We start from the raw sequence: 24425 nt of genomic DNA on the forward strand, positions 1-24425 counted from the left end.
GCTGGAGTTCGGCGCTTACGGGTGGGCCGTGGCGGCAGCAGGGGCGAGCAGACGGGTGAGCATGCGCCGGAGCGGTTCGTACAGGGCGCGGGCGATGAACTGCTCCTCCGCGCTCTTCGTACCGCCGTCGAAGTACGGGTCCAGCACGTCGAGCACGCTGTGCAGCAGGCTGGAGCGGGGGGTGTCGGGGCGTGGTGGTACGGCCTCGCGGTTCGGGGCGAAGGCGGCGTCGACGAAGACCACGCGGGCCGGTACGCCGCCGCGTACCAGACGCCCGATCACCTGCCACAGCAAGACGAGCATGTCCCAGGTGACCTGCTCCCGGACCTCGTCGTCGAGGCGGCTCCACGCCATCGAGCGGGCGAGTACCTGGTACCAGCGCGAACGGGCGAGGCGGCGGACCTCGTCGGCATATTCCTCGACGGTGGCCTGTCCCTGTCCCCAGGTGGCGAAGTCACCGCCGGTGACGGCGCGGACGATCCAGTCGTTGACGGCGTGGACGGCCAGGGACAGGTCCTCGGGGTGCGGATTGGGCCGTGCCAGGAAGTAGACCGTGCCGATGGCCGCCTCGTCGTCGTCATTGAGGATGTTGTGGCCCCGCTCCACGGCCAGCAGGGGGGCCACGAGGATGTTCGCGTCGAGGTCCTTCAGGTGCTCGACGTCGCCCCGGCGCAGTGATCGGGCGCGGTAGGCGGACGGCGCCTCGTCCTCCGGGGCGATCTCCTCGTCGTCCGAGACCAGGCAGAGCACGCTGTCGCGCCAGCGGGAGTTGAGGTTGTGCAGGGTGTCGGCCACGATGCGCGCCTCGGCGTAGCTGCCGACCAGCAGGAGAATCTGGTCGCGCCCCGGGGGAAGGGAGAGCAACTCGCGCTCCAGCGGGCCACCTTCGAGGGCGTCGTACTCCCCCGCCCCGAGATGGTTGGCGATGCGGCGCAGCTTCTCGGGGCGGTCGTCCGGGTGGGTTCCCGACAGGCGCAGCTTCTCGTCGCCGTCGTCGATGAACTCGAAGCGCATCGGGCTCTCGTCCGCGATGCGTTCGGTCACCTCGGCCGGCGGCTCGATGACCACACCGACCGGGACACAGACGTGGTAGCGGCTGGACGCGCCCGCCCAACTGCTGCCGGACATGAGCAGCAGATGGGCTCCGGGCCTGCCGTCGACAGAGGCGAGGTGAGGCATGGCGCGCAGTAGCTCACGTCCGACGCCGCTGCAGCGGAAGAAGGTCAGCTCACCGCTACGGACTCCGCCCTGGTCCTCGCCCGGGACCCGGAACTGGAAGCCGAGTACGTTGCCCATCGGGGCCTCGGGCACCATCGGGCCGTAGTCGAGCGGCCGACGGTACATCGTGTTGTAGCCAAGGCTGAGGGCGGCCTCGACGCGGGGCCACATGGCGTTGATCATGGCGAGCCGGGGTTCCAGGGCGCTGAGCAGCAGCGTGAACTCGAAGCGTTCGGCGAGTTCCTGCCGCCACTGCTCGGGGGTCTGGGGCGGCAGCTTGGGCTTCCGGCGGCGCCCGCGCTTCTTCTGCCGTTCGTCCTCCTCGCGCTGCCACTCGTCGTACTCCTCTTCGTACTTCTGCTTCCGGGCGGCCATGTACTGCGGGTCGATGTGGAAGACCTCGTCCATGACCTCGGTGAGGTGACGCCGGGTGTTCTCCGGGTTGCCGGTGTGGAGCAGTTCGTTGAGGAGGGCGGTCAGCCGACTGAAGTCCTCCTCCGTCCTGCGGCGGCGGTCGCCGAAGGGGTTGTCTCGGAAGGCGTCGAGAAGATTGCCGAGGGCCTCTCTGGGGGCGTGGTTTTGGTGTTCCGGCCCGCTGCCATAGGGAAGCTCGTAGCGTTCGTCGAGCAGTCCGAGCTGGAGCGTCCAGGCGCTGAAGTAGCCCATCCGCACCCAGTTGCGCAGCTCGTAACCGGCAACGAGCATCGCGTACAGCCGGTCGGTGGCCAACCCGGCGGTGTTGAGGGCTGCGGCGAAGGTCTCCACATCCCGTTCGGAGAGCTGGGTGCGCCCGCTCTCCGCGAGTTCCCGGATCTTGTGCCGGGTCAGCTGGTCGATGAGTCCCTTGTCCTCGTCGCTGGCGAGGACGACGGCGGGGGCGAAGGTCTGGTCGAGCTGCATCTGCACGCGGTCGGCCTCGTCAATGATCACGAGGTCGCTGCGGCGGCAGGCGAGTTCGAGGTAGCGGATGCGCTCGCCGTTCTGAGGGCTGGGCGGCGAGGCGTCGATCAGTCCGGCCGGCGTGGCCACCCAAATCAGGGCGCCGACCAGGCTGCGGGCTCCGTGGTGCCGGGGGCATGCGGACCAGTACGGGCAGCTCGTCACCCTCTTCTGCCATTCGGAAGCCCGTCCGCCGCCCTTGACCCGCCGCGGGTCCGACGGTGGCCGGAGCCGGGAGCAGGGCGCCTCGCCGAAGGCGAGCGGCTCGGTGGACGAAGTGGCGGCCTGCCGCCTGACGTTGAGCACGCAGGAGGTCCCGAGATAGGTGAAAGCGGGGTCGTCGTGGGCAAGCAGCCGGTGCTCGCTCCGGCCCGCCAGCCGACGGTGCAGCCGCTGGGCGTGCCGCTCCCGGCCGGAGGAGCCGAGCACGGGTGCGGCGGCGTCGGTGTAGAGGTTGTAGAGCCGGACGAGCTTCAGCACCTCTGCGACGTCGGTGACCACGATGGTGGTGCGTTTGCCAAGCTTGGCGAGATGGACGGCGATGATGTCGCGCAGTGTGCTCTTGCCCGCGCCGACGATGCCGAGCAGGTGCTGGATCCTGTCGACTGTGAACCTGAAGTCCTCGTTTTTCCCGGTCTTGTGGAACGTGCTGTTCTCCTTGGTGGACAGGTCGAAGGCCCGTAGCCGCTCCAGCCAGCGCGGCGGCCTCCCTCCGTCGGCGCCGGCGTGCGTGGCGTCCATCTCCGCCGCGGTGCGCTCCAGGTCCTTCCTGGTGAAGACCAGGGGCTCTCCACCGCCGGCCGGTTCCAGGTCCATGTCGTGGGCGACGAGGGGGGTGTGGGGGACGGGCGGCAGGTCGACGACGGCCATGGTGCGGCTGACGGGGAAGGCGTGCGGGCCCTGGCCCGCGACCGGCAAGCGTTTGCCCGCCAGAGGCGGTGCGGCACGCAGCAGTTGCTCGTAGACGGGGAAGCGGTCGCCGGCGACGGAGAGTTCGCGACGGGTGGCGGGCGACTCGGTGTCCGGTACGTCGTAGCCGCGCACTCTGGGGTCGAACAGCTGGTAGCTCTCCAGCGCCTCCCGCCAGGTACGGCTCCTGCGCAACGTCCACAGCGAGTACCGGGCGACACGCAGCGTCTGCGCGGTGTCCGGTGGCAGCGGCGCTCCGTACGCCTCAGCGAACCCGTACCCGCTGAACAGCACCCAGGCGCTGCCCGCGGGGCTGCCCGGCATCAGCTTCTGCTGGAGGTACAGGCCGAGTTCCACCTGGCAGAGGGCTTCCAGGGCGGGCTTGGGGGCAGACGGCCCCAGGAACGCCTGGAGTGCGCGGAGTACGTCGTTCAGGGGCGCGGTGATGCTACGCATCGCCCTTCTCCTCTCTCCTGGCCCGTCCCAGGTCGGGCACGAGGTCCACGGGTGTGGTGAGCACCAGCCGGTCCCGCAGGAGCGCGGGAAGGGCGTCGGTGAATGACTCCCGGTAGCCGTCCCGCCCAGCGAGCGCGTCAGGGACCACGACGAGAGCGCGGTCCGCGAGGAGTGCGCCGTCGGTGAGATGTGCGGCGAGGAGGGCCGGCTGCAGGCGGTCGTACACCTGGATGTCCACGATTCCGGACCCGGTTTCGCTGAGCCGGTAGGCGGACAGAGACCCCGACAGGGCATCGTGACCGACCCCGGCGCGATCCAGTGCGTCGCGGGCGGCCTCTTCGGTCCGGTACGGCAGTGCGAGGAACGTCCGCAGCGACCCCCGCAGGATCCACGCCTGGTCCGGTTCGCGGATCAGTTCTGGAGGGTCATGGCGCGGGCATTCCTCGCCCTCGCACCAGATGTCCGCGTCGGTGGCGGGCGACCCGGGTACGGGCACGGCCCCATCCCGGGGCAGTGCAGGGAGCCCGCACGAGGGGCAGCGCAGGAAGACGCCGTCGACGAGCAGGGATTCGGGCAGCGGCCCGTAGAGGTCCTTGACCCGGCTCCAGACAGCCTGGCTCCAGCCGGGCCCGAAGCGGTCCTGTCGGTGGACCACCGGGTGGCGGGCCAGGAACCTCCGGCACTGCCGGTAGCGCTCGCCCGTCACGCACCGCGCCTCCAGGTCGCCCAGAAGCGCGCGGGCTTGCGCCGCCACGCCCCCGTCCGGCCTGTACGAGGCGACTTCGAGGCACGACCGGCTCGGCATCCGGCCAACCGGGTGCACCAGCGTCGTACCCGGGGTGACCAGGGAGGCGGGAACCGCGAAGAGCGGATCGTCGGCAGGCCTGGTCCGGCACCACTCCCATAGCTCCGGAAGGCTCCTCGGTGGTGTCTCCCCGACGTCGAGGCAGTGCATCACCGTGCGGTCCAGCGCGCGCTGGGCAAGGCCGGGATAGGGCAGGGCGAAAGAGCGGAGTCCCTGGACCTCGGCGAGGGCCGCCACCATGCGGGCGAGCTCGCAGAAGAGCTCGATGCCCACGTCCTCGGGCGCCTCTCCGGCCTCCGGCTGGCCGGGCCGGCGGGCCGCCCCCGCCCTCATGCCGCGGCCTCGGCGGCGGGCGACGCCGAGCACCAGCGGGCCACTTCGCACCGTGCGCAGGAGCGTCCGGGCCTGGCCGCGTAGCGGTCGTCCTCGTGCCAGTCGGCCACCATCGCTCGTAGGACTTCCTCCGCTGCGGTCCGGTTGACCGTGGCGAAGGGGTCGATGATCTCCAGGTCGGCACCGCCGGGGCGCAGCACCTCCAGCTCGACCCGGGCACGGGACGGAGCGCCACCCAGGTCACCGCGGGCGATCAGCACGGCCGCCAAGGCCAGTTGGGGGTAAAGCTCCAACAGGGGGCGATTGGAGCGCCGTTCAGTGGCGGAAGTCTTGGTCTCGCGCCACACCCATGAGCCGGCGTCCCGGTAGAGCAGGTCGGGTGCGGCGATCACCACGACGTCGGCGGCGGTGTCGTGTCGCACCACCCGGGGTTCGGTCCGCACGTCTGTGCCGTCCCCGACGCACCGCAGCGGGCAGACCGCGGCGTGCCGCCGCAACAGGAGTGCGCCGAGCCTGCGTTCGTGGTCGGGCAGGTCGAATCCGTCGGGCACCCACTCCTCGGGGACTTCGACCGTGCACGGTCGTGGTGATCCGTGGCCGTGCCGGTCAGCGAGGTAGGCGTGCAAGGCCCGGCCGCGTTCGGCCGTTACCTCGCGCTCGACGGAGTCCGCCGTGGGCAGGTGCAATCGGCGCATGTGGTCACGGGCCGGGCAGACCCGGTAGTTACGTCCGTTGGTCACCGACCAGGTGCGGCGGGGCCGGTCTGGCGCGTCGATGCCCAGCAGTCCGGGCGCCACGCGCAGGGCCGGGCAGACCGACAGGTAGGGGCATCCGCCGCAGGCGGAACCGGGGCGGTATTCCCGTCCGTCCAGTACGCCGGCCAGGGCATCGGGGCCGTGCTTGCGGTAGCCGGCGAGTGCCTGCGCCCGGCTGCCGGCGAAGAGCTCCCGCGTACGGCCGTCGAACAGCGCGAACTCCACGATCCGTAGGTGCTCCGGCGGTGGCCCGGGGGTGCCCTCGGCCAGCACCAGGGCGACGGCGGCGGTGAACCCGTCGGGCGGCAGGTCCCGGTTCAGGCGATGCACCGGCAGACGGAGTTCACGGTAGGCGCCGTCGGCGGAGGCCAGGCAGCGGCCCCACACGGTGAAGCGGTATTCCTGGGCGTTCCGCGGGTCGGGGCCGGACGGCCGGTAGCGATACGTCCACGGCTCGGGCACCTCGTTCAGGGGGCGTTCCGGGTCGGCCGGGAAGGCAGCTTCGTACGCCTTCATGCCATGGTCTGACCAGGTCCTCAGGCCGTCGTGCGGAGGGTCGGTACGTGTCCGGGGCGGGCTGCCGGAAGGACGGAAGCGGGCGTCGCAGGCGGCCATGAAGGGGCCCAGAGCGAACTGCTCCAACTGCTCGCGGCGGCGCGGTACGGGGTCGGCGGTGTGGTAACCGCGGGCCTTGAGGGCGTCGGCGGCGGGGCACCGGAATTCTCCTCCCTTGAACATTCCGGCGGATACCGTTATGGCTACGGAGGTTCGGGTCACCCCGTCGGGGGGCATCCATGGCTCTGACATTTCCTGCTCCATTTCTGTCCGGAGGAAAGAAGGGTGGCCGTGAGGGAAATCGAGGAGATCGGCAATGCGGAGAAGCGCTACGAAGTGCTGGACATGGTCGGTGACGGCGGCCAGGGCGACCTTTTCCTCGGCCGTGACCGCAGGAGCGGGGAGAGGGTGGCGCTGAAGCTCCAGAAGGCCCGGGATCTCGGCCCCGAGAGCGATTTCCACTGGGCTGGCAGGAACCTCCTCGAAGAGGGCTCCCGCATGATGATGCTGACGGGAATTCAGGCCATTCCCGAAATCATCGCCACCGGGACACACCGAGGGCGTCGATGCCTGGTCATGGAATTCATCGAGGGACACCAACTACAGAACGTCCTGTTGGCGGCCCGGCCCGTCAGACATCCCGGTGCTGTCGCGTCCGTCATCGGCCAGCTGTGCGAAATTCTGCGGGAAGTACACGAACGGAATCTGGTGCACTGCGATCTCAAACCCGAGAACGTCATCGTGCGACCGGACGGCCGTCTCAGTCTCATCGACATGGGCCACGCGATCATGGCGGGCGAGCGGACACTCCACGAGCGAGGGACGCGTGGCTGGGCCTCCCCCGAGCAGTCCGACGCGTGCCCTCCGGGTTTGACGCGGCGGGCGGACATCTTCGGGCTCGGCTGCATTCTGCTGGAGATGACCGTCATGCGGCTGCCCTACGGCGGACTGGAGGAGCGGGCGGAACCGGGTGGCCCAGTGCTCCCGCCCGACCTGCTCGCCAAGCTCCCCCCGGAGTTCGCCTCCCTCGCGCTGTGGATGGTCCGGTGGAAGGCGGAGGAGCGGCCGGCGGATGTCCGTGAGGTGTTCGAACGGCTCCGCCCATACCTGCCCCGGCTGGGCTCGCGACGGCCGTCGAAGCGGCTGCGCCCCGACCCGACCGAGTACTACCGCACCCATCCACCCCTGCTGTGACGGTGAGCCGACGGTCACCGGCCGAGTGGGGGTCACCTCAGCCCTTCCAGCAACTCGCGTACCTCACGTACGCCTTCGCCTCCCATCAGCTCACGCAGCATGATGACTCTCTCCAGCTCCCGTACCGCCTCATCGGTCCTACCGGCGGATACCAGGACGTCCGCGAAGAGCTGCCGCGCCTTGTCCTCGTTGGGCCAGTTCTCCTGTTCGCGATAAATGTCGCAGGCCCGGCGGTACAAGGAGACGGCCTCGTCCCGCTCGGAGCGTGCCATGTGCACCTTGGCCAGGGTGAACAGCACGTCAGCCAGGCCGCTGCGCTCCACCGTGCGCTCCACCGCACCCAGGGCGTCGGCGCATCGCCGGAGCGCCCGCTCGTGATCGCCCCTGTCGTGGTAGAGCGCGCCGAGCGCGTTCAGGGTGGCCGCCTCCCCGACCGAGTCGGACACCCCCCGGCACAACTCCAGTGCCTGGCACAGCGCTTCCTCCGCCCCCGTCCGGTCGCCCTGCTTGCGCAGGGTGATCCCGAGCCGGTGCAGCGACCGGGCCAAACTCAGTCGGCCTGCCTCGCTGTGGTCCTCCTCGCTGAGCCGGACGGCCCGGCGCAGGTGGCCCACGGCCACGTCGTACTTGCCGAGCCGCCACTGTGTCCCTGCCAGCATCCGGTGGACCATGGCGCAATCGACCGGGGCGGCAGCGGATTCCGCTGCGTCGGCGGCGTACTGGAGGTTGTTCAGCGCGTCGTCGAGGAGGTGGCGGCGCCACTGATAGGTGACCAGGGCCATCGAAAGCAGCCATTCGTACCGTTCGATGCCCTGGCCAATGGCTAATCGGATGCCTCGCTGGACGGCGGCGTATTCCTCGTCCAAGAACGCCATAGCCTGCCCCGGTCCTGCGGGGTCGGTGACCGTGACCCCGTCAGCCTCGCCGATGGGTAGGACGCGCTCATGGTCGAGCGCCCGATCGCAGGCACGGACGTTATGCAGCTGGTGTTCCAGCACCTGCCGTACGGTCGCACACTCGATGTCCGCCGTCTCTCCATCCGCCCCCGGCCGCACGTGCTGGCGGGCGAAGGCCCGCACGAGGTCGTGCAGTCCATACCGGTCGCCCTGGAGCTCCACCAGGTTCGCCGCCACGAGTTCCACCAAGGCCCGGTCGGTGCGCGCCCCTTCACCTGCCGCCCTTCCTAGGTCCATCACCGCCTCCCAGGAGGCGCTGGGCCCGGGGTGGACGGCGAGCTGCCACAGCAGCAGCCGGGCCTCCTCACCGAGCACGCGTACGGAGCAGTTCAGCGCGGCGCGGACCGATAGTTCGTGCTCCGGCAGGTGCAGGGTATCCAGCTCCGCCCGCTCTCGCTCCTCCCTCAGCTCCCGCACCAGGGCGGGGAGGGTACGCAGCGGACGCGCACCGCCTTCCAGGAGCCGGGCCACCACAGCGAGGGCCAGCGGCAGCCTGCCGCAGAGGCGGACCAGGTCGCGGAAGGCCTGGGCGTACTTCACCCGGTCCTCGGCCGACACCTTCTCCTGGAGCACCTCCAAGGCGTCCGCCTCTTGCAGCGGCTCCATCTTGCGGAACAGCACCCTTCTCTCTGACTGCAGTCGGAAGAGGTCGTTACGGCTGGTGATGATCACGGCGCTAGTGCCGTCTCCGGGAAGCAACGGCAGCACCTGCTGGGCGTTGAGCGCGTCGTCGAGGACCATGAGTACCGAGCGGTGGGCCAGTGCCGATCGCAGGGCATTACTCTTGCTCTCCGGTCCGGTCACCGTGGTGTAGGGCGGCAGCGCGGCCAGGAACCCGTTCAGGACCTCGTCCGGTTCGGCGGGCAGCACGTCTCCGCCGACGAACCCGTTCAGTCCGGCGTAGAGCACCCCGTCGGGAAACCGCTGCCGCAGCCGACGGGCGAGGTGGTGAGCCACCGTGCTCTTCCCGACACCCGCCATGCCGCTGATGAGGACCAACGCCAGGTTGCCAGCGTCCTGTTCCTCGCCCACGCCCTCGACGAGGCCGCGGATCAGTTCGTCCTGCCCGACCGGCCTGCGTCTGCTGCCGGGCAACTGGTCGGGTACGGGCGGCAGGAGCGTCCCGCCCGGCCGGTGGGCGACTCCCCGGACCTGGTCGATGGCGCTCTGCAATTCGGCGTCCGGCTTTCCGTTGCGCTTCGTCCACTCCTTGATGAGCCGTTCACACTGGCGCTCCGGCAGGTCGTCGTGGGCGAGCAGGTAGAAGCGGAAAATCTGGGGCAGTTCCGGTGCGCGCTCGAACCATTTCTCCGTCTCCTCGCGGAGCCATTTCTCCTTCCTGGACCTCCAAGCGGCCTCCAGCCGGGCGAACACGGCAGCCATCAACTCGGCCCGCAGCTTCTCCCGGCGCAGTTGGAAGCCGCTCTGGGTCAGCCCGCGCAGCGGTTCGTCGTCGTCCCACTCCTCCAGGGCCGCACCGAGGTGCTCGAACCGCTCCGGGTGGCTCAGCCCTTCGGACCTCGCCACCCCGTCGCGGAAGCGGAGCAGGTCGACGCTGCCCTCCGGCACGCGGAGCGTGCAGTAGCCCGACGTGCCCTGGGGCACGACCTTCGGGCCCAGTTGCTTCCGCAGGTCGGAGACGGCACGGTCCACCCGGTCGCCAACCTTCTCGTCGCCCTCCCAGAGGACTTCGGCGATCTCCCTCCTGGTGCATCGACAGCCCGGCGATGTCACCAGAAGTGCGAACAGCGCAGCCGCCTTCGAACCTCCGAAGACCCTTCCGCCATCGTCCCCTTCGGCTCTGACCATGCCCAGCACGTGCCCCTCCATCGCCCTTCCCCTCTCCGCACCGGAAGCAGTGGTCCAGCCCCTCGACGGCGCCCCTTCATCTGTGCGCTGCGGTGTGCCGCTTCACACGCGCTTTGCTCCTTCACGCCCCCCTGGCTCAGTTTTCCCTCAGTTTCCGCTCTGCGGCCTTTTCCCGTCCCCGGGCACGATGGCACCAGCCGCTCGCAGAAGCGCGAAACGGCGGTGTAGTCATCCATCGACCCACCAGGAAGGAACCGCAGGTTCTATGAATAACCGTCAGCGAAACCGTCGGGCGAGCCGTCTGCGCCAGTCCCCCGACTGGCCGCCGAGCCGCCGTCGGCGGGCGGCCGACCGGACCGAGGGCACCACGCCGACGACCCCGCGCACCGAGGCGCCGGACGCCTCGCCCTCCGAGACCGCCTGAGCCCCACGGCTCGTGGGTGCCTGTCCCGGGCGGGCACCCACCCACCTCGGCCCCACCCTTACGAACTCCTCCGACCGGTGAGCTCGCGGCCTTTCCGCACCTGTCACACGCTCGTGGTCGAAGGCGGTGATTCCCGGTCGACAAGACCAACACCGCATACGTACGCATCAAAGTGAGGCGCCTGGGGCTTGCTCCCGTTCCATCCACATCTGGGGTGTGTGGCCACCCCGCAGGACTTCAGCCCGTGCAACACCTCGGTACCTCCGGCACCTTCAGCCCAAAGAAAGGATATTTCCTGATGTATCCACCATCAAGCAGTATGTTCGCCTCGGTGAGGCGGCACTTCGACGACCCCCGGGTCAGCGAGGCTGTCCTCGTGACCGTTCCTACGGGCACCGAGGGGGCGGAGCCGGTCCGACTGACCGCCGCCGAGACGCACGAAGCCTTGTACGGGCCGGGCTCCGACCCGCAATTCGCCGACGCGGTCTGGAAGGAGGTGCTCCGCACCGCGCTGAGTGACCTCGCTCCACACGGCGCCGGGAAGCTCCTGGTGATCTGGCTGGCGCTGCCCCGATTGACCATGACGGTCCACCGCGTCTGCACGCGCCTGCGTGCCGATCGGTCGGACGTGGAGGCCGAGACGGTCTTGGCCCTCCTGGAGGAACTGGCGGCCCCGGACGCCGCGAACCGCCTCTCCGGCTCCACCCTGATCCACGCGGCGCGCACCAAGGCGTGGCGCTTCGCCCGCGACGGCCTGCGGGAGCTCCCCTCCACCCAGGTCGAGCGGATCGCCCAGGACCGCGCGCTCACCGCGCCCGACGGGGAGGCGGACGCTCCGGCCGAGGAGGGCCTGGACGTGCGGGTCGACCGGCCGGACGGCCCGGCCGGGCTGCGCGCCCCGCTGCGCCTCCGGGTACGGCCGGAGCATCTGCGCAAGGGTACTTTCGCCGACACCGACGACGTGACGAGGGACCGTTCGACGCGCCACGGCCCCCGGAAGAAGCGACCGTCCGGACGCCGCGTGGGCACCCGGCCGGTCCGCCCTGCGGGGAGGCGAGCATGACGGACCCGGCAGAGGGCCGACTCAGTTTCACCGAGATGTTCGACCTGCCCGTCGCAGTGGACCTGCGGACGGCGGCCCGAGCGCTCGGGATCGGCTCGACGACCGCGTACCGGCTGATCCGCGAGGACGAGTTCCCCTGCTCCGTCCTCCGCGTCGGACGCAGGTACAGGATTCCGACCAACGAACTGATGCGCGCCCTGGGGATCGAGGACCGTCCGCTGTACAGCGTGGACCTGAAGCTGGACGCGGACGACCCGAGCACCCACCTCTGACAAGGAGGAAGAGGGGCTCGTGTCCTCCACCACCGTGCGGCCCCGTGGCATCAGCCACGGGGCCGCACGGCCCTGCTTCTCCACACCCCACCCGGTCCGTCACCCGATGGTGGCCCGCTGAGTCGCCGCGGCCGGATGATCGTGCGCCATGGCAAAGTGAGCAGGTCGATCTGAGGAGCGACCTCAGCGCCGGTTGTGACACGACTCCACACAGCATGAGCAGCAGGCCGGTAGGCCGGACACATCGTTAAGAGCAGCGTCGGATGAGCGTCGAAACGACTTCTCACCGCCCCCGCGATGATCGGGCCCACGAACCCTTCATCCAGCATGGCCTCCGCAGAACCGCAGGTCAGAGGCTCGCATCCGTCATGTGACAGGCTCCACGTCATGCACGCCAGGGAACAGGTCGATCACACCGCGGCACACCTGAGCAGCCCAGGGAAACCGCAGCTCAGGCGCCCTTCGCGACGGGTTCAAGCACCGCCACGCACTCCACGTGGTGCGTCACCGGGAACAGGTCGAACGCGCGCAGGCGGCGCGGTACGTAGCCCGCTTCGCGGAAGTAGGCGAGGTCGCGGGCGAGGGCTGCCGGGTCGCAGGCCACGTAGGCGATGCGGCGGGCGCCCAGGGAGGCGAGATGGGCGACGGTGTCCTTGCCGGCGCCGACGCGGGGCGGGTCGAGGACGATGAGGTCGGCCTCGGTGATGCCGGTGCGGGGCAGCACCTGCTCGACCTTGCCATGTTCGATGCGGACGCGGTCCAGGTCCTGGAGGTTGTGCCGGGCGTCGTCGGCGGCGCGCTTACTGGACTCGATGCCCAGCACCGCGCCCTGCTCGCCGACCCGCTCGCCGAGGGCGCCCGCGAAGAGGCCGACGCCGCAGTAGAGGTCGAGCGCCGTTTCGCCCTTGCGCGGCATGAGGCCCTGCATGACGGCCTCGACCAGCAGGTCGGCGGCCTTGGGGTGGACCTGCCAGAAGCCGCCCTCGCCGACGCGCCAGGTGCGGCCCGCGGCGCGTTCGCGGACGAAGGGGCGGCCGTGGACGCGGTGCACGAGGCGGTGCCGCTCGCGGCCGCGGGACTCCCCGATGCGCAGGACCGAGACCGGGCGGTCGAGTTCGACGATCGGCAGCCGGCCGCCGGGGCGGGGGGTGAGGACGACCTGGCGGTCGGAGGAGCCGGTGGCGGCGATGGCCTCGACGGACTCGATCTGCGGCCACTCCCGCTTCTCGATGCCGAGTTCGGTGACCCCGGGCGCGGCGATCAGACAGTGGTCGACGGGTTCGACCTCGTGCGAGCGGTGGCGGCGCAGCCCCGCGTGGCCCTGGGCGTCCACCGCGTACTGCAGCCGGGTGCGCCAGGCCGGTACCTCGCCGCGGGACACCTTGTCGCCGGGGGCGGGTTCGACGGTGCCGTCCCAGCGGGCGGTCTCGGGGGTGAGCCCGGCCAGCCGCTGAAGCTGCTCGGTGATCACCTCGGCCTTGAGCCTGCGCTGGGCGCCGGGGGCGACGTGCTGCCAGTCGCAGCCGCCGCACCGGCCGGGGCCGGAGAACGGGCAGGGGGCCTCCACCCGGTCCTTGGCGGGGTCCAGGATCCGCACCGCGTCGGCGCGCAGGAAGCGCGCGCCTTCCTCGCCCTCGGTGACCCGGGCGACGACCCGCTCACCGGGCAGGGTGTGGCGGACGAACAGCACCTGGCCCTCGGCGGTCCGGGCGATGCAGTGGCCGCCGTGCGCCACCGGGCCGACCTCGACCTCGTACTCCTCGCCGACCAGCGACGTCTTGGGCTGACTTTGCATGGCGGGCTCGGCTCCGTAAGGGGTGAGGGTGCGGGTGGGACAACAGCGGCCCGGGCGGGGCAACAGCAGCCCACCAGTCTACGGCCCCGCACCCCCGCCCCACACAAAGGCTATCGGCCAGGCGTACGGACGCCCGCCTTCTCGGCCTTGCGCTCGCCCTTCGGCCGCGGCGGCACCACGGGACCGCGCCGGACCGAGCCGGGTGCGGCCCACTCCGCCCGCTTGCGGGCGCGTTTGCGGGCCAGCTCCGAGGAGTCCAGCTGCCAGGGCACGGAGGTCACCATCACGCCGGGGGTGAACAGCAGCCGGCCCTTGAGCCGCAGCGCGCTCTGGTTGTGCAGCAGGTGCTCGTACCAGCGGCCGACCACGTACTCGGGGATGTAGACGGAGACCACGTCGCGCGGGCTCTCCCGGCGCAGACTCTTGACGTAGTCGATGACCGGCCGGGTGATCTCGCGGTACGGCGAGTCGAGGATCTTCAGCGGGACGTCGACTCCGCGCTCGCTCCACTCGGACTGCAGCGCCTTGGTCTCGGCGGGGTCGACGTTGATGCTGAGCGCCTCCAGCCGGTGGGAGCGCATCAGCTTGGCGTAGGCGAGGGCGCGCAGCGTCGGCTTGTGGATCTTGGAGACGAGGACGATGGAGTGCACCCGGGAGGGGCGGACGTCCTCCTCGTCCTGCTGCTCGTCGGCCGCGGCCAGTTCCTCGGAGACGCCGTCGTAGTGGCGCCGGATGGCCGTCATGGTGATGTAGAAGACGGCCATGCCGAGCAGCGCCACCCACGCGCCGTGGGTGAACTTGGTGAGCAGCACGACGACCAGGACCAGCCCGGTGAAGAAGGCGCCGAAGGTGTTGATCGCGCGGGCGCGGATCATGCGGCGGCGGGCGGCCGGGTCGCGCTCGGTGGCCAGGTGGCGGTTCCAGTGCCGCACCATGCCGGTCTGGCTGAGGGTGAAGGAGACGAAGACGCCGACGATGTAGAGCTGGATCAGCCGGGTCGAGTCCGCGCCGTAGATGTAGACGAGGACCGCGGCGGCGGAGGCGAGCAGCACGATGCCGTTGGAGAAGGCGAGCCGGTCGCCGCGGGTGTGCAGCTGGCGCGGCAGGTAGCGGTCCTGGGCGAGGATCGAGCCGAGCAGCGGGAAGCCGTTGTACGCGGTGTTGGCGGCCAGGAACAGGACCAGCGCGGTGGCCGCGGCGAGCACCACGAACAGGAACGAGCCGTCACCGAAGACGGCGGCCGCGACCTGCGAGATCACCGGGTTCTGGGTGTATCCGGAACCGAGCGCGGCGCCGTCCTTGAACAGGTCGCTGGCCGGGTTCTCGGCCATCTTGACGTTGGTGACCAGGGCGAGGGTGATGATGCCGACGAACATGGCGACGGCGAGGCCGCCCATCAGCGCCAGCGTCGTCGCCGCGTTCCGGCTCTTGGGCTTGCGGAAGGCGGGCACCCCGTTGCTGATGGCCTCGACGCCGGTGAGCGCGGCGCAGCCGTCGGAGAAGGCGCGCAGCAGCAGGAAGACCAGCGCGAAGCCGGCCAGCCCGGTCTGCTCGGCGTGGACCTCGAAACCGGCGGTGGGGGCCTTCATGTCGTCACCGAGGACGAGCCCGCGGTAGGCGCCCCAGAAGATCATCACGAAGACGCCGCCGACGAAGACGTACGTGGGGATCGCGAAGAGCTTGCCCGACTCGCGGACGCCGCGCAGGTTCATCAGGGTCAGCAGCAGGATGATCGCGACCGCGACGAGCGTCTTGTGCTCCACGATGAAGGGCACGGCGGAGCCGAGGTTCTCCACGCCGGAGGAGATCGACACGGCCACCGTCAGCACGTAGTCGACCAGCAGGGCGCTGGCGACGGTGAGGCCCGCCTTGGGGCCGAGGTTGGTGTTGGCGACCTCGTAGTCACCGCCTCCGCTGGGATACGCGTGCACGTTCTGGCGGTACGAGGCGACCACCGTGAACATGAGCACGATGATCGCGATCGTGATCCACGGAGAGTAGTGGTAGGCCGACGCACCCGCCACGGAAAGGACGATCATCACCTGCCCGGGCGCGTACGCGACGGAGGACAGGGGGTCGGAGGCGAAAACGGGGAGCGCGATGCGCTTCGGGAGGAGCGTTTCCCCCAGCTTGTCGCTGCGCAGCGCCTGCCCGATCAGGATCCGTTTCGGGAGGTCGGTCAGTTTGGACACGCTGAGGATCGTAAAGGGTGGGCGGGGCGCCCGCCCACCCGCCTGCCCACACGGAGGCGGGCGGGCGGCGGAACGGCCCGCACGGCGGTCAGGACAGCCGTACCGGCAGGGTGCGGTGGCCGTTGGAAATGAAGGACTCCACCGGCTCCAGCGCGTCCTGCCCGGACGCTAGCGAGAGTCGAGGGAAGCGGTCGAACAGCGCCGGGAGCGCGATCACTGCTTCCAGCCGGGCGAGCGGGGCGCCGACGCACAGATGGACGCCGTGGCCGAACGCGAGGTGGTTCTTGATCTCCCGGGTGACGTCGAACCGGTCGGCGTCCTCGCCGTGCACCTGCGGGTCGCGCCCGGCGGCCGCGTAGGCGGCGACGATCGCGTCACCCTTGCGCAGCACCACTCCGCCGTCCAGCTCGATGTCCTCGACGGCGTAGCGCAGCGGCAGGTTGGCGACCGGGGCGGAGTGCCGCAGCGCCTCCTCGATCACGTCCTCCCAGGTGGCCCGTCCCGCCCGGACGTGTTCAAGCTGCTCGGGCTGGCTGAGCAGCAGGTGAATGGCGTTGTCCAGCAGGTTGACCGTGGTCTCGTGACCGGCCGAGAGGAACAGGGCGAGGGTGTCGGTGAGCTCCTTCTCGCTGAGCTTGGAGTCGTTCCCCTCACCCTGGACCTCCAGCAGCCCGCTGGTCAGGTCGTCGCCCGGGTGCTCGCGCTTGGTGGCCACCAGCTCGCCGAGGACGGCGTACAGCTCGGTGTAGGTCGCGGTGACCTCCTCCGGGGTGGCGGAGGTGTGGAAGATGCTGTCGACGACCCGGCGCATCCGCCCCACCAGGTGCTCGTCGTCCATCCCGAACAGCTCGGAGATCACCTGGATGGGCACCGGATACGCGTACGCCTCGCGCAGGTCGACCACCTCGCCCGGCGGGGTGGCGGCAAGCCGGTCCAGGAGGTCGGCGCACATCTTCTCGATGCGCGGCCGCAGCGCGGCGGTGCGCCGCGCGGTGAACGCCTTGGAGATCAGCGTGCGCAGCCGCCGGTGGTCGGTGCCGTAGGAGGTGAACATGTTCTCGACGGCGACCCAGGTGATCAGCGGCCACTCCTGCGAGATCTCACCGTTGATCCAGGCCGGCCAGTGCTGGCGGGGGTCCTTGGAGACGCGGGGGTCGGTGAGCAGCCGCTTGAGCGTGCTCTGGGTGCTTATTGCCCACGCCACCACGCCGTGAGGAAGCTCAACAAGCGTCGCTTCGCCACCTGCGGCGACTCGGGCCGCTTCTCCGACGATGTCTCGGCCGGTGGGGTCGAGGACGATGGGACGGGTTTCCATTGGCTGTCTCCAGGGTTCTCGGCGGATCGGGCTGACTCGGGTCGGACGGACTCGGGTGCGGATGCTGCGAACGGTTCGATGGAGGTCGCCAATTGGGCGGGGAAGCGCACCGGCAGGGACGCCAGGGCGCGGTGGAACGGTCCGGTCCGCCAGGTCAGCCGTTCGGCGGGGACGGCCAGTTCCAGGTCGGGCAGACGGTCGAGAAGCCGCTCGATCGCGACGGTGGCGATCAGACGGGCGGGCCGCTCCGCGGGGCAGCGGTGGGCGCCGGCGCTCCACGCCAGATGGGCCCGGTTGCCGGACCGCCGGTCGGTGGCGAGGGCGGCCTCCTGGTTGGCGGCGGCGTAGCTGATGAGCACCGGCTCGCCCTTGCGCAGCCGCACGCCCGCGACATCGCAGTCGTAGCGGGGGAAGCGGGTGCCGTAGTTGGCCATCGGCGGGTCGTTCCACAGGACCTCGTCGATGGCGTCCTCGACGGGCATGCTGCCGCCGGACAGCTCACCGGCGAAGCGGTCGTCCGACAGCAGCAGGCGCAGCGCGTTGGCGATCAGGTTCTGCTGGGGGTCGGTGCCGGCCGCCATCATCAGGATGATCTGCTGCATCAGCTCGTCGTCGGCCAGCTGCGAGGGGTGCGCGATCAGCCAGGAGGTGACATCGGCCGAGGGCCGCTGGCGCTTGCTCGCCACCAGGCCCGAGATCCAGCGCAGCAGGTCCTCGTTGGCCTGTGCGGCCTCCTCGCCGCTGTCGAAGAGCTTCATCATCGTCTCGACCAGCTTCGGTCCGTCCGCGGCGAGCGCGCCGAAGAGCTGGTTGAAGACGAGCAGCGGGAGGACCGACGCGTATTCGATGAGCAGGTCGGCCTCGCCCCGGGAGGCGAAAGCGTCGATCAGGGTCTCCGCGCTGCGCTCGACGTACTCGCTGAGCGCGTGCGGGTCGACCCGGTCCAGGCTGTCGGTGATCGCCCCGCGCAGCCGGGCGTGCGCCTCGCCGTCGGAGAACAGGGCGTTCGGCCGGTACATCATCATGGGGGCGACCGGGCTGTCCTGCTGGACGGTCCCGTCGTGCACCGCCCGCCAGCCGCGCGGGTCCTTGGCGAACCGCTCGGTGTCACGCAGGACCTCCAGCCCGAGCTGATAGCTGGTCACGAGCGAGCCGTACACCCCGGGCGACAGCTCCACCGGCGCGATCGGCCCGTGGACGGTGCGCATCCGCTCATAGGCGGCGTACGGGTCGGCGGCGAAGTCGGCCCCGTACATCGGCACCGTGCCGCGGCTGCCCACGACTCCGGTGGGGCCCGTGTGCGCGGGGCAGCCGGGTGGTGGAACGGGTCCGGCGGCGGCGAAACGGTTGGTCACACATTCTCCTGAGCGCTTGCGGTGTGGAGGGCCTGCAGATACTGGACGAGGGCGATCAGCGCGTGGGTGGAGGAGATCCGGTCCCGGGCGTCACAGGTGACCAGCGGGGTCTCCGGCAGCAGATCGAGCGCCTCCCGCACCTCGGTCTCGGCGAAGCGGGGCGCCCCCTCGAAGTGGTTGACGGCGACCGCGTACGGCAGCCCCTGCTCCTCCAGGACGGCCATCACCTGGAAGGACTGCTCCAGCCGCCGGGTGTCGGCGAGGACCAGCGCGCCCAGCGCGCCGCGCGTCATGTCCTTCCACATCCGGGTGAAGCGCTGCTGTCCGGGCGCGCCGAAGAGGTACAGGACCAGGGACTCGCTGAGGGTGAGCCGGCCGAAGTCCATGGCGACGGTGGTGGTCGTCTTCTCCTCGATGCCCGCGAGGTCGTCGATCAGCGCACCGGCCTGAGTCATCGCCTCTTCGGTGCGCAGCGGGCGGATTTCGGACAGCGCGCCCACGAAGGTCGTCTTGCCGACCGCGAAGTGACCGACGACCAGCAGCTTGGCCGCGGTCCGTACGGTCTGGGGCAGATAGACGGCCCGGTCAGAGGCGAGCACGGAGTCCATCGAGCACCTCCTGGAGCAGCTGGGTCTCAGGGAGCTCGGCGGTCGGGATGGGGGCCCGGGTGCTGATGTGGCCGCTGTCGACCAGATCGCCCAGCAGGACCTTGGTGACGCTCACCGGCAGCTCCAGATATCCGGCGACCTCGGCGACCGACAGCGCGCCGCCGAGGCAGAGTTCCATGACCGCCCGCTTCTCCGGGCTGAGACCGGCGAGCGGCCGGTCGGGGTGGGCCATGACCAGGGTCACCAGGTCGAAGGTGTTGCGGCTCGGGTAGGCACGGCCGTCGGTCACGACATACGGCCGTACCAGTCCCTTCTCGCGCCTGCCCGGGCCACTCATACGTGGCTGCCGATCCCTTGCCGGGTCGTGCCCTGCCGCGGCGGGCTGGTCAGTTCCTTGCCCAGCCGGTCGACCAGCTTCTGCATCCGGTAGCTGACGGCCTCCATGTCCACGTTCTCGGTGGCCGAGACGGCCAGGTACGCGCCCGGCCCTGCGGCGATCAGGAAGATGTAGCCGCCGACGAACTCGACCAGCGTCTGCTGCCAGGGCGTCTCCTCGCGGTCGCAGAACTCGGAGGTGCTGCGGCTGATGGACTGGAGCCCGGAGAGCGCGGCGGCCTGGCGTTCGGCCTCGTCGCGCGAGATGCCCTCGGAGTGCGACCGCAGCATCCCGTCGGCGGAGAGCAGGATCGCGTGCCGTGCCTCCGGCATCTTGACCACCTCGTCGAGCATCCAGCCCAGCTCGTTGTTCATGTGGTCGTTCATGCCTGGCGATTCCCTTCTTCGTTGTGAGGGGCGGCATCCTGTGAGACGCCACGGCCGGACCGCGTACCGCGCGCGAACGCGCCCATGCGCTTGGCGGTCTCTTCGGCCGAGCGGGCACGGTGCGAACCCGTGTCGGTCTGGGGGGCGCCGGACCGCTGTCCGGGCGGGGTGGGCCAGTCGTCCGCCGGTGGGGCGGCGGCCTGCCGGCGGCGGCGCTTGGGCAGACCGCCCGCGGTCTCCCCGTACACGCGCGTCGCCTCCTCGTCCATGGAGGGCGCGGGAGCGGGGGCCGGGGCAGGCGCCTGGGGCGCGGCAGGGGCCTGGGCCTCCGCGGGGACCTGCGGCGCGGCGGGGGCCTGCGGCGTGGCCCTGCGCCGGGTCGGGCGGGACGGGAGGGTACGCAGCGGAGCGGCGGCCTCGGCCTCGTACGCGTCTTGGGCCGCCGGCGCGGCGGCGGGCGCCTCGGCGTCGATGTGGGTGAGCAGCGCGCTGGGGAGGAACAGGACGGCGCGGACGCCACCGTACGGGGACCGGGTGTCCACCGAGACGCTGAAGCCGTACCGGGCGGCGAGCAGGCCCACCACGGCGAAGCCGAACTGCGGCGGGTCGCCGAGCCGCGAGACGTCCACGGCGCGCTGACCGGACAGCAGCCCGGCGGCCCGCTGGACCTCCAGGCCGTCCATACCGACCCCGGCGTCGTCGATCACGATGCAGGCGCCGTTGTGCACGGGCTGCAGGCTGACCTCGACGTTGGTGTTGGGCTGGGAGTGCCGGGCGGCGTTGTCCAGCAGCTCGGCGATTGCGAGCACCAGGGGCTCCACCGTGCGGCTCACCACGCCGATGTCGATCAGGGCGTGCACCTGGACCCGCCGGTAGTCGCGGATGCGCGACTTGGCGCCCCGGACCACATCGGTCATCGAGGAGGCGGTGCGCTGACGGCCGGGCCAGGAGCCGCACAGCACGGCGATGGCCTGGGCGCGCCGGCCGAACTGCGCGTTGGCGTGGTCGATCTCCAGGAGGTCGCGCAGCACGTCGGGGTTGTCGTGCCGCTCCTGCATCTCCGAGATCGACACCTGCTGCTCATTGGCGAGGCCCTGGAGGGCGCGCATCGACGCCTTGAGCGCGGCCTTGGCGGAGGCGTCGGCCCGCGACTGCGCCTTGTCCATCGCGCGCGCGAAGTGTTCCATGACCGCGTGCAGGCTCTGCGCGTAGGCGGTCCCGGCCAGCTTCTCGTCCCGCAGCCCGGGCAACGGGGTGGGCTGGTTCAGCGCGTCCGCGATCGCCGGGATGCGGACCGCGACCAGATGCTGCACTTCCTCGTCCCGGGCGCGCAGGCTGTCCTCGAGGGTGGCGCTACGCCTGCGGGCTGCGGCGGTGATCCGCCGCTGGCGCATCAGAAGCACCAGAACGATGAGGAGAACGACGGCCAGGCACCAGCTCACTGCCTCCGTTATGTGATCTGTCATCAGGAACCTCGTGCAGAGAACGCGGGTGTGGAAGGAACGATTCAGAGCCCTGATGTCCCGTCCGGAAACGGAGTACGGCGATCATCTTAGCCATGCTGTGACCTAGTGTCCGATGGCCGTAACAAAGTTCGAACTCACGGGACTCTATTGCCATTTCACGTAAGGGTTCGGTGAAGGTCCTGGATATCGGGCAAAGATGGGGGAGGTCGTCCCCCCACGGCGGTCGCCGGTGCCCGCCGCTCACGGTAGTCGCCCGGCCACTCGCGCACCACGTTTCCTCCCGGCCGGTGCACTCGGGCAGGGAATCGCCCCATGGGTATGGATACGGTGGGAACAGACGCCGTGGCGGACGACCTCCGTCGCCGTACGGCACCGGCATCGGGGCCCTTGCCCCGCTGTCACCCCGTAGGTCCTGGAAGGAAGATGTGAGCAGGGTGTTTGCGCAGGTCAGCACGGTCATCAGGAGTGCGGGGTAAGACGCATGCATATCGTGATCATGGGCTGTGGCCGGGTGGGCGCGGCGCTCGCCCAGACCCTGGAGCAACAGGGACACACCGTCGCGGTCGTCGACCAGGACCCCACCGCCTTCCGTCGCCTCGGCGCGGGTTTCGGCGGCCGCCGGGTGACCGGCGTCGGATTCGACCAGGACACGCTCCGCGAGGCGGGCATCGAGGAGGCCGGGGCCTTCGCCGCGGTCAGCAGCGGCGACAACTCCAACATCATCGCGGCCCGGGTGGCCCGCGAGATGTTCGGCGTGGAGAACGTGGCGGCCCGGATCTACGACCCGCGCCGCGCCGAGGTCTACCAGCGCCTGGGCATCCCCACGGTGGCCACCGTGCGGTGGACCGCCGACCAGATGCTGCGGCGGCTGCTGCCCTCCGGCGCCGAGCCGCTGTGGCGGGACCCCAGCGGCGGCGTGCAGCTCGCCGAGGTGCACACCTCCCCCGCATGGGTGGGGCACAAGGTCAGCAAGCTCCAGGAGGAGACCGGGGTACGGGTCGCGTTCCTGACCCGGCTCGGCGAGGCGATGCTGCCCACCTCGCAGACGGTGCTGCAGGAGGGCGACCTGGTGCATGTGATGATGCGCACCGACGAGGTCGAGAAGGTCGAGGCGTCCTTTGACGAGGGACCTGAGGAGGGTGTGCGGTGAGCGACGCACGCACGGCCGCCGGGCCGCACCCTGAGGCGAAAGCTGCACTTCTGCGCCGTGCGGGCGGAGAAGCGAACGAGGAGACGCGATGAGGGTTGCCATTGCCGGAGCGGGCGCCGTCGGGCGCTCCATCGCGGGTGAGCTGCTGGAGAACGGGCACGAGGTCCTCCTCATCGACAAGGCACCGACCGCCATCTCGGTGGAGCGGGTGCCGCAGGCCGAATGGCTGCTGGCCGACGCGTGCGAGATCACGTCACTGGACGAGGCGGCGCTCCAGCGCTGCAACGTGGTCATCGCGGCCACCGGGGACGACAAGGTCAATCTGGTGGTGTCGCTGCTCGCGAAGACCGAGTACGCGGTGCCGCGGGTGGTCGCCCGCGTCAACAACCCCAAGAACGAGTGGCTGTTCAACGAGGCGTGGGGCGTCGATGTCGCCGTCTCCACGCCGCGGCTGATGTCGGCGCTGGTCGAGGAGGCGGTGAGCGTCGGCGATCTGGTGCGACTGCTGCGCTTCAGCCACGGCGACGCGAACCTGGTGGAGCTGACGCTGCCGCCGGAGGCGGCCCTGGTCGGCACCCGGGTCGGCGACGTGGAATGGCCGGAGGACACCACGCTGGTCACGATCATCCGGGGCACCCGGGTGCTGACCCCGAACAAGGACGACGTCCTGGAGGCCGGCGACGAGCTGCTGTTCGTCGCGGCCCAGGCGCGCGAGGAGCAGCTGGAGCAGCTGCTGTCCGTCCAGCGCCAGGACGCCGCGGGCTGACGCCGACGCGAAAGGCCCCGGGCTTCCCCGTACGGGAACCCGGGGCCTCGTAGTCGTCAGTGCCGGGGCGGGCGCCGGTCGGCCGACTCGGTGCGGGCCTCGTTCACGATCTGGTCGGTCCACTCCGAGAGCAGCGGGTCGGCGATCCGCTCGGCCTGCTCGGCCTCCCGCTTCGCGCGCTCGCGCTCCCGCTCCGCCTTCTCCTCGGCCTCCATCTCGGCGATCACGTCGATCGGCGGCGGGGCCTTGGCGAGGAAGATCCACGTCAGGTAGACGCACAGCAGGAACGGCGGAATGCCGAGCGCCACCTTCACCCAGCCGAGCTGGGTGACGTCCCCCCACCAGTAGAGCGGGAAGAGGATCGCCGACTTGGCGAGCAGGATCAGCCCCCACGCCCAGGTGGACCGGGTGTACGCGCGGAACCGGCCGGGGTTGCGGGTGCGCCAGGAGAGGTTCTCCTTGAGCATCGGCCCGAGCAGCACGCCGATCAGCGGATAGCGGAAGATCGCCGAGAGGACGTACGCGATCGCCAGCCCGAGCGTGTAGAGCATGCCCGGCAGGTAGAAGTTCTTGGCGTCGCCGGACATCATCGCGAAGATCGCGCCGAACGCGACCCCGAAGACCCCGCTGAAGGCGTGCTTCAGCGTCTCCTTGCGCGCCAGGCGGGTCAGCGCCAGCAGCACGGTCAGGCCGAGCGCGGCGATCGCGGCCAGGTGGATGTCGCGCTTGATGGTGTACAGCAGGACGAAGACCAGCCCGGGGACGGTGGTGTCCACCATGCCCCGCACCCCGCCGAACGCCTCCAGGAGCGCGGTGTCCGCCGCCGCCCTGCTCTGTGCGGTGTCGTCGGCGTCCTGGTGATGGGTCTCGGTCGGGGTCGTCTTGTCGTCGGACGTCACCGGCTACTCCTGTCCGAGTGGTCGGAGTTCGTACTTCGGATTGAACAGCACCCGGCGCCCGTGGCTCATGGAGATCCGGCCGGTGGCGATCAGCTTGCGGCCCGGTTCTATACCGATGATGGAGCGGCGGCCCAGCCACACCACGTCGAGGGCGGCAGTGCCGTCGAAGAGCTCTGCCTCCAGCGCGGGCACTCCGGCCCGCGGCCGCAGCGTGACCGTGCGCAGTGTACCCGTCACCTTGACGATCTGTCGGTCGCCGCAGTCACCGATCTTGGTGCAGCCCGCGTTCTCCGCGTCCTGCTGCAGCTCGGCGGAGTGCAGCTCCTCCTGGGAGCTCGACAGCCGGTCGATCATCCGCCGGAAGCGGCCAACCGGCTTGTCACGCTTCCCGGGGGGCTGGGGTACGGAACTCATGCGGCCAGCGTACCG

Annotated in this window: 20 protein-coding genes; 6 read left to right on the forward strand and 14 right to left on the reverse strand. The window is 70.4% G+C overall.

The window, feature by feature from the left end:
• Positions 1 to 15: 15 nt before the first annotated feature.
• Genes ACH4SI_RS21095 through ACH4SI_RS21105 form a run of 3 tightly spaced genes read right to left on the reverse strand, consistent with a single transcriptional unit; the run spans position 16 to position 6153 of the window.
• A complete protein-coding gene (locus tag ACH4SI_RS21095) occupies positions 16 to 3522 on the reverse strand; it encodes a hypothetical protein (protein ID WP_398297732.1) in 3507 nt (1168 codons plus the stop codon).
• Positions 3515 to 4711 carry a hypothetical protein gene (locus ACH4SI_RS21100; protein WP_398297734.1) on the reverse strand — a complete coding sequence of 399 codons (1197 nt, stop codon included), beginning with the start codon at positions 4709 to 4711 and terminating at the stop codon, positions 3515 to 3517. Before ACH4SI_RS21100 ends, ACH4SI_RS21095 begins: the two co-directional genes overlap by 8 nt.
• The gene (locus ACH4SI_RS21105) at positions 4657 to 6153 is read right to left on the reverse strand and encodes a PD-(D/E)XK nuclease family protein (protein ID WP_398297736.1); all 1497 of its coding nucleotides are present in this window, start codon (positions 6151 to 6153) and stop codon (positions 4657 to 4659) included. The genes ACH4SI_RS21100 and ACH4SI_RS21105 overlap by 55 nt, the downstream gene beginning before the upstream one ends.
• Positions 6154 to 6255: 102 nt before the next feature.
• Here ACH4SI_RS21105 and ACH4SI_RS21110 point away from each other — a divergent pair, with 102 nt between their 5' ends.
• Complete coding sequence (locus ACH4SI_RS21110) at positions 6256 to 7164, forward strand: serine/threonine protein kinase (protein ID WP_398297738.1); 909 nt, start codon at positions 6256 to 6258, stop codon at positions 7162 to 7164.
• A gap of 32 nt (positions 7165 to 7196) precedes the next feature.
• Here the strand turns inward: ACH4SI_RS21110 and ACH4SI_RS21115 are convergent, their stop codons facing one another.
• Positions 7197 to 9773: a tetratricopeptide repeat protein gene (locus tag ACH4SI_RS21115; RefSeq protein WP_398297740.1), complete on the reverse strand. Its 2577-nt coding sequence runs from the start codon at positions 9771 to 9773 to the stop codon at positions 7197 to 7199.
• Between the two features lie 421 nt (positions 9774 to 10194).
• Between ACH4SI_RS21115 and ACH4SI_RS21120 the strand changes: the two genes are divergently transcribed.
• From ACH4SI_RS21120 to ACH4SI_RS21130, 3 genes are all read left to right on the forward strand, one after another.
• Complete coding sequence (locus ACH4SI_RS21120; protein WP_398297742.1) at positions 10195 to 10353, forward strand: hypothetical protein; 159 nt, start codon at positions 10195 to 10197, stop codon at positions 10351 to 10353.
• 376 nt (positions 10354 to 10729) lie between these two features.
• Positions 10730 to 11416, forward strand: a complete 687-nt coding sequence (locus ACH4SI_RS21125; RefSeq protein ID WP_398297744.1) for a hypothetical protein — start codon at positions 10730 to 10732, stop codon at positions 11414 to 11416.
• On the forward strand, positions 11413 to 11688 hold the full coding sequence (locus ACH4SI_RS21130) for a helix-turn-helix domain-containing protein (protein WP_398297746.1): 276 nt from the start codon (positions 11413 to 11415) through the stop codon (positions 11686 to 11688). The genes ACH4SI_RS21125 and ACH4SI_RS21130 overlap by 4 nt, the downstream gene beginning before the upstream one ends.
• A 451-nt stretch (positions 11689 to 12139) precedes the next feature.
• On the opposite strand, the gene ACH4SI_RS21135 is transcribed toward ACH4SI_RS21130, so the two are convergent.
• From ACH4SI_RS21135 to ACH4SI_RS21170, 8 genes are all read right to left on the reverse strand, one after another.
• Complete coding sequence (locus tag ACH4SI_RS21135; RefSeq protein ID WP_398297748.1) at positions 12140 to 13483, reverse strand: class I SAM-dependent RNA methyltransferase; 1344 nt, start codon at positions 13481 to 13483, stop codon at positions 12140 to 12142.
• A 110-nt stretch (positions 13484 to 13593) separates the two neighbouring features.
• Positions 13594 to 15675 carry an APC family permease gene (locus tag ACH4SI_RS21140; protein ID WP_398297750.1) on the reverse strand — a complete coding sequence of 694 codons (2082 nt, stop codon included), beginning with the start codon at positions 15673 to 15675 and terminating at the stop codon, positions 13594 to 13596.
• 88 nt (positions 15676 to 15763) lie between these two features.
• Positions 15764 to 16882, reverse strand: coding sequence for a cytochrome P450 (locus ACH4SI_RS21145; protein WP_398297752.1), 1119 nt, complete (start codon positions 16880 to 16882; stop codon positions 15764 to 15766).
• The gene (locus tag ACH4SI_RS21150; RefSeq protein WP_398297754.1) at positions 16864 to 18345 is read right to left on the reverse strand and encodes a cytochrome P450; all 1482 of its coding nucleotides are present in this window, start codon (positions 18343 to 18345) and stop codon (positions 16864 to 16866) included. The genes ACH4SI_RS21145 and ACH4SI_RS21150 overlap by 19 nt, the downstream gene beginning before the upstream one ends.
• A complete protein-coding gene (locus tag ACH4SI_RS21155; protein ID WP_398297756.1) occupies positions 18342 to 18953 on the reverse strand; it encodes a GTP-binding protein in 612 nt (203 codons plus the stop codon). The genes ACH4SI_RS21150 and ACH4SI_RS21155 overlap by 4 nt, the downstream gene beginning before the upstream one ends.
• The gene (locus tag ACH4SI_RS21160; protein WP_398297758.1) at positions 18931 to 19290 is read right to left on the reverse strand and encodes a DUF742 domain-containing protein; all 360 of its coding nucleotides are present in this window, start codon (positions 19288 to 19290) and stop codon (positions 18931 to 18933) included. The genes ACH4SI_RS21155 and ACH4SI_RS21160 overlap by 23 nt, the downstream gene beginning before the upstream one ends.
• On the reverse strand, positions 19287 to 19715 hold the full coding sequence (locus ACH4SI_RS21165; RefSeq protein WP_398297760.1) for a roadblock/LC7 domain-containing protein: 429 nt from the start codon (positions 19713 to 19715) through the stop codon (positions 19287 to 19289). The genes ACH4SI_RS21160 and ACH4SI_RS21165 overlap by 4 nt, the downstream gene beginning before the upstream one ends.
• Entirely contained in the window at positions 19712 to 21181 is a 1470-nt protein-coding gene (locus ACH4SI_RS21170; protein WP_398297762.1) for an ATP-binding protein, read from the reverse strand. Before ACH4SI_RS21170 ends, ACH4SI_RS21165 begins: the two co-directional genes overlap by 4 nt.
• A 481-nt stretch (positions 21182 to 21662) precedes the next feature.
• On the opposite strand from ACH4SI_RS21170, the gene ACH4SI_RS21175 reads away from it, so the two are divergent.
• Both ACH4SI_RS21175 and ACH4SI_RS21180 read left to right on the forward strand, forming a co-directional pair.
• Positions 21663 to 22331: a potassium channel family protein gene (locus tag ACH4SI_RS21175; protein ID WP_398297764.1), complete on the forward strand. Its 669-nt coding sequence runs from the start codon at positions 21663 to 21665 to the stop codon at positions 22329 to 22331.
• 88 nt (positions 22332 to 22419) lie between these two features.
• Positions 22420 to 23097 carry a potassium channel family protein gene (locus tag ACH4SI_RS21180; protein ID WP_398297766.1) on the forward strand — a complete coding sequence of 226 codons (678 nt, stop codon included), beginning with the start codon at positions 22420 to 22422 and terminating at the stop codon, positions 23095 to 23097.
• A gap of 56 nt (positions 23098 to 23153) precedes the next feature.
• Here the strand turns inward: ACH4SI_RS21180 and ACH4SI_RS21185 are convergent, their stop codons facing one another.
• Together ACH4SI_RS21185 and ACH4SI_RS21190 are read right to left on the reverse strand one after the other, a co-directional pair.
• Positions 23154 to 23996, reverse strand: coding sequence for a DUF3159 domain-containing protein (locus ACH4SI_RS21185; protein ID WP_398297768.1), 843 nt, complete (start codon positions 23994 to 23996; stop codon positions 23154 to 23156).
• 3 nt (positions 23997 to 23999) lie between these two features.
• Complete coding sequence (locus ACH4SI_RS21190; protein ID WP_361484755.1) at positions 24000 to 24410, reverse strand: OB-fold nucleic acid binding domain-containing protein; 411 nt, start codon at positions 24408 to 24410, stop codon at positions 24000 to 24002.
• Between the last annotated feature and the right edge of the window lie 15 nt (positions 24411 to 24425).

Source organism: Streptomyces sp. NPDC021212 (assembly GCF_044332925.1).
Taxonomy (GTDB): Bacteria; Actinomycetota; Actinomycetes; order Streptomycetales; family Streptomycetaceae; genus Streptomyces.

Excerpts from the sequence above, each read along its gene's own strand:
- ACH4SI_RS21095 (WP_398297732.1), bottom strand. The coding sequence starts at position 3,522 with ATGCGTAGCATCACCGCGCCCCTGAACGACGTACTCCGCGCACTCCAG.
- ACH4SI_RS21105 (WP_398297736.1), bottom strand. The coding sequence starts at position 6,153 with ATGTTCAAGGGAGGAGAATTCCGGTGCCCCGCCGCCGACGCCCTCAAG.
- ACH4SI_RS21120 (WP_398297742.1), top strand. The coding sequence starts at position 10,195 with ATGAATAACCGTCAGCGAAACCGTCGGGCGAGCCGTCTGCGCCAGTCC.
- ACH4SI_RS21130 (WP_398297746.1), top strand. The coding sequence starts at position 11,413 with ATGACGGACCCGGCAGAGGGCCGACTCAGTTTCACCGAGATGTTCGAC.
- ACH4SI_RS21135 (WP_398297748.1), bottom strand. The coding sequence starts at position 13,483 with ATGCAAAGTCAGCCCAAGACGTCGCTGGTCGGCGAGGAGTACGAGGTC.
- ACH4SI_RS21155 (WP_398297756.1), bottom strand. The coding sequence starts at position 18,953 with ATGGACTCCGTGCTCGCCTCTGACCGGGCCGTCTATCTGCCCCAGACC.
- ACH4SI_RS21160 (WP_398297758.1), bottom strand. The coding sequence starts at position 19,290 with ATGAGTGGCCCGGGCAGGCGCGAGAAGGGACTGGTACGGCCGTATGTC.
- ACH4SI_RS21165 (WP_398297760.1), bottom strand. The coding sequence starts at position 19,715 with ATGAACGACCACATGAACAACGAGCTGGGCTGGATGCTCGACGAGGTG.
- ACH4SI_RS21170 (WP_398297762.1), bottom strand. The coding sequence starts at position 21,181 with ATGACAGATCACATAACGGAGGCAGTGAGCTGGTGCCTGGCCGTCGTT.
- ACH4SI_RS21175 (WP_398297764.1), top strand. The coding sequence starts at position 21,663 with ATGCATATCGTGATCATGGGCTGTGGCCGGGTGGGCGCGGCGCTCGCC.
- ACH4SI_RS21180 (WP_398297766.1), top strand. The coding sequence starts at position 22,420 with ATGAGGGTTGCCATTGCCGGAGCGGGCGCCGTCGGGCGCTCCATCGCG.
- ACH4SI_RS21190 (WP_361484755.1), bottom strand. The coding sequence starts at position 24,410 with ATGAGTTCCGTACCCCAGCCCCCCGGGAAGCGTGACAAGCCGGTTGGC.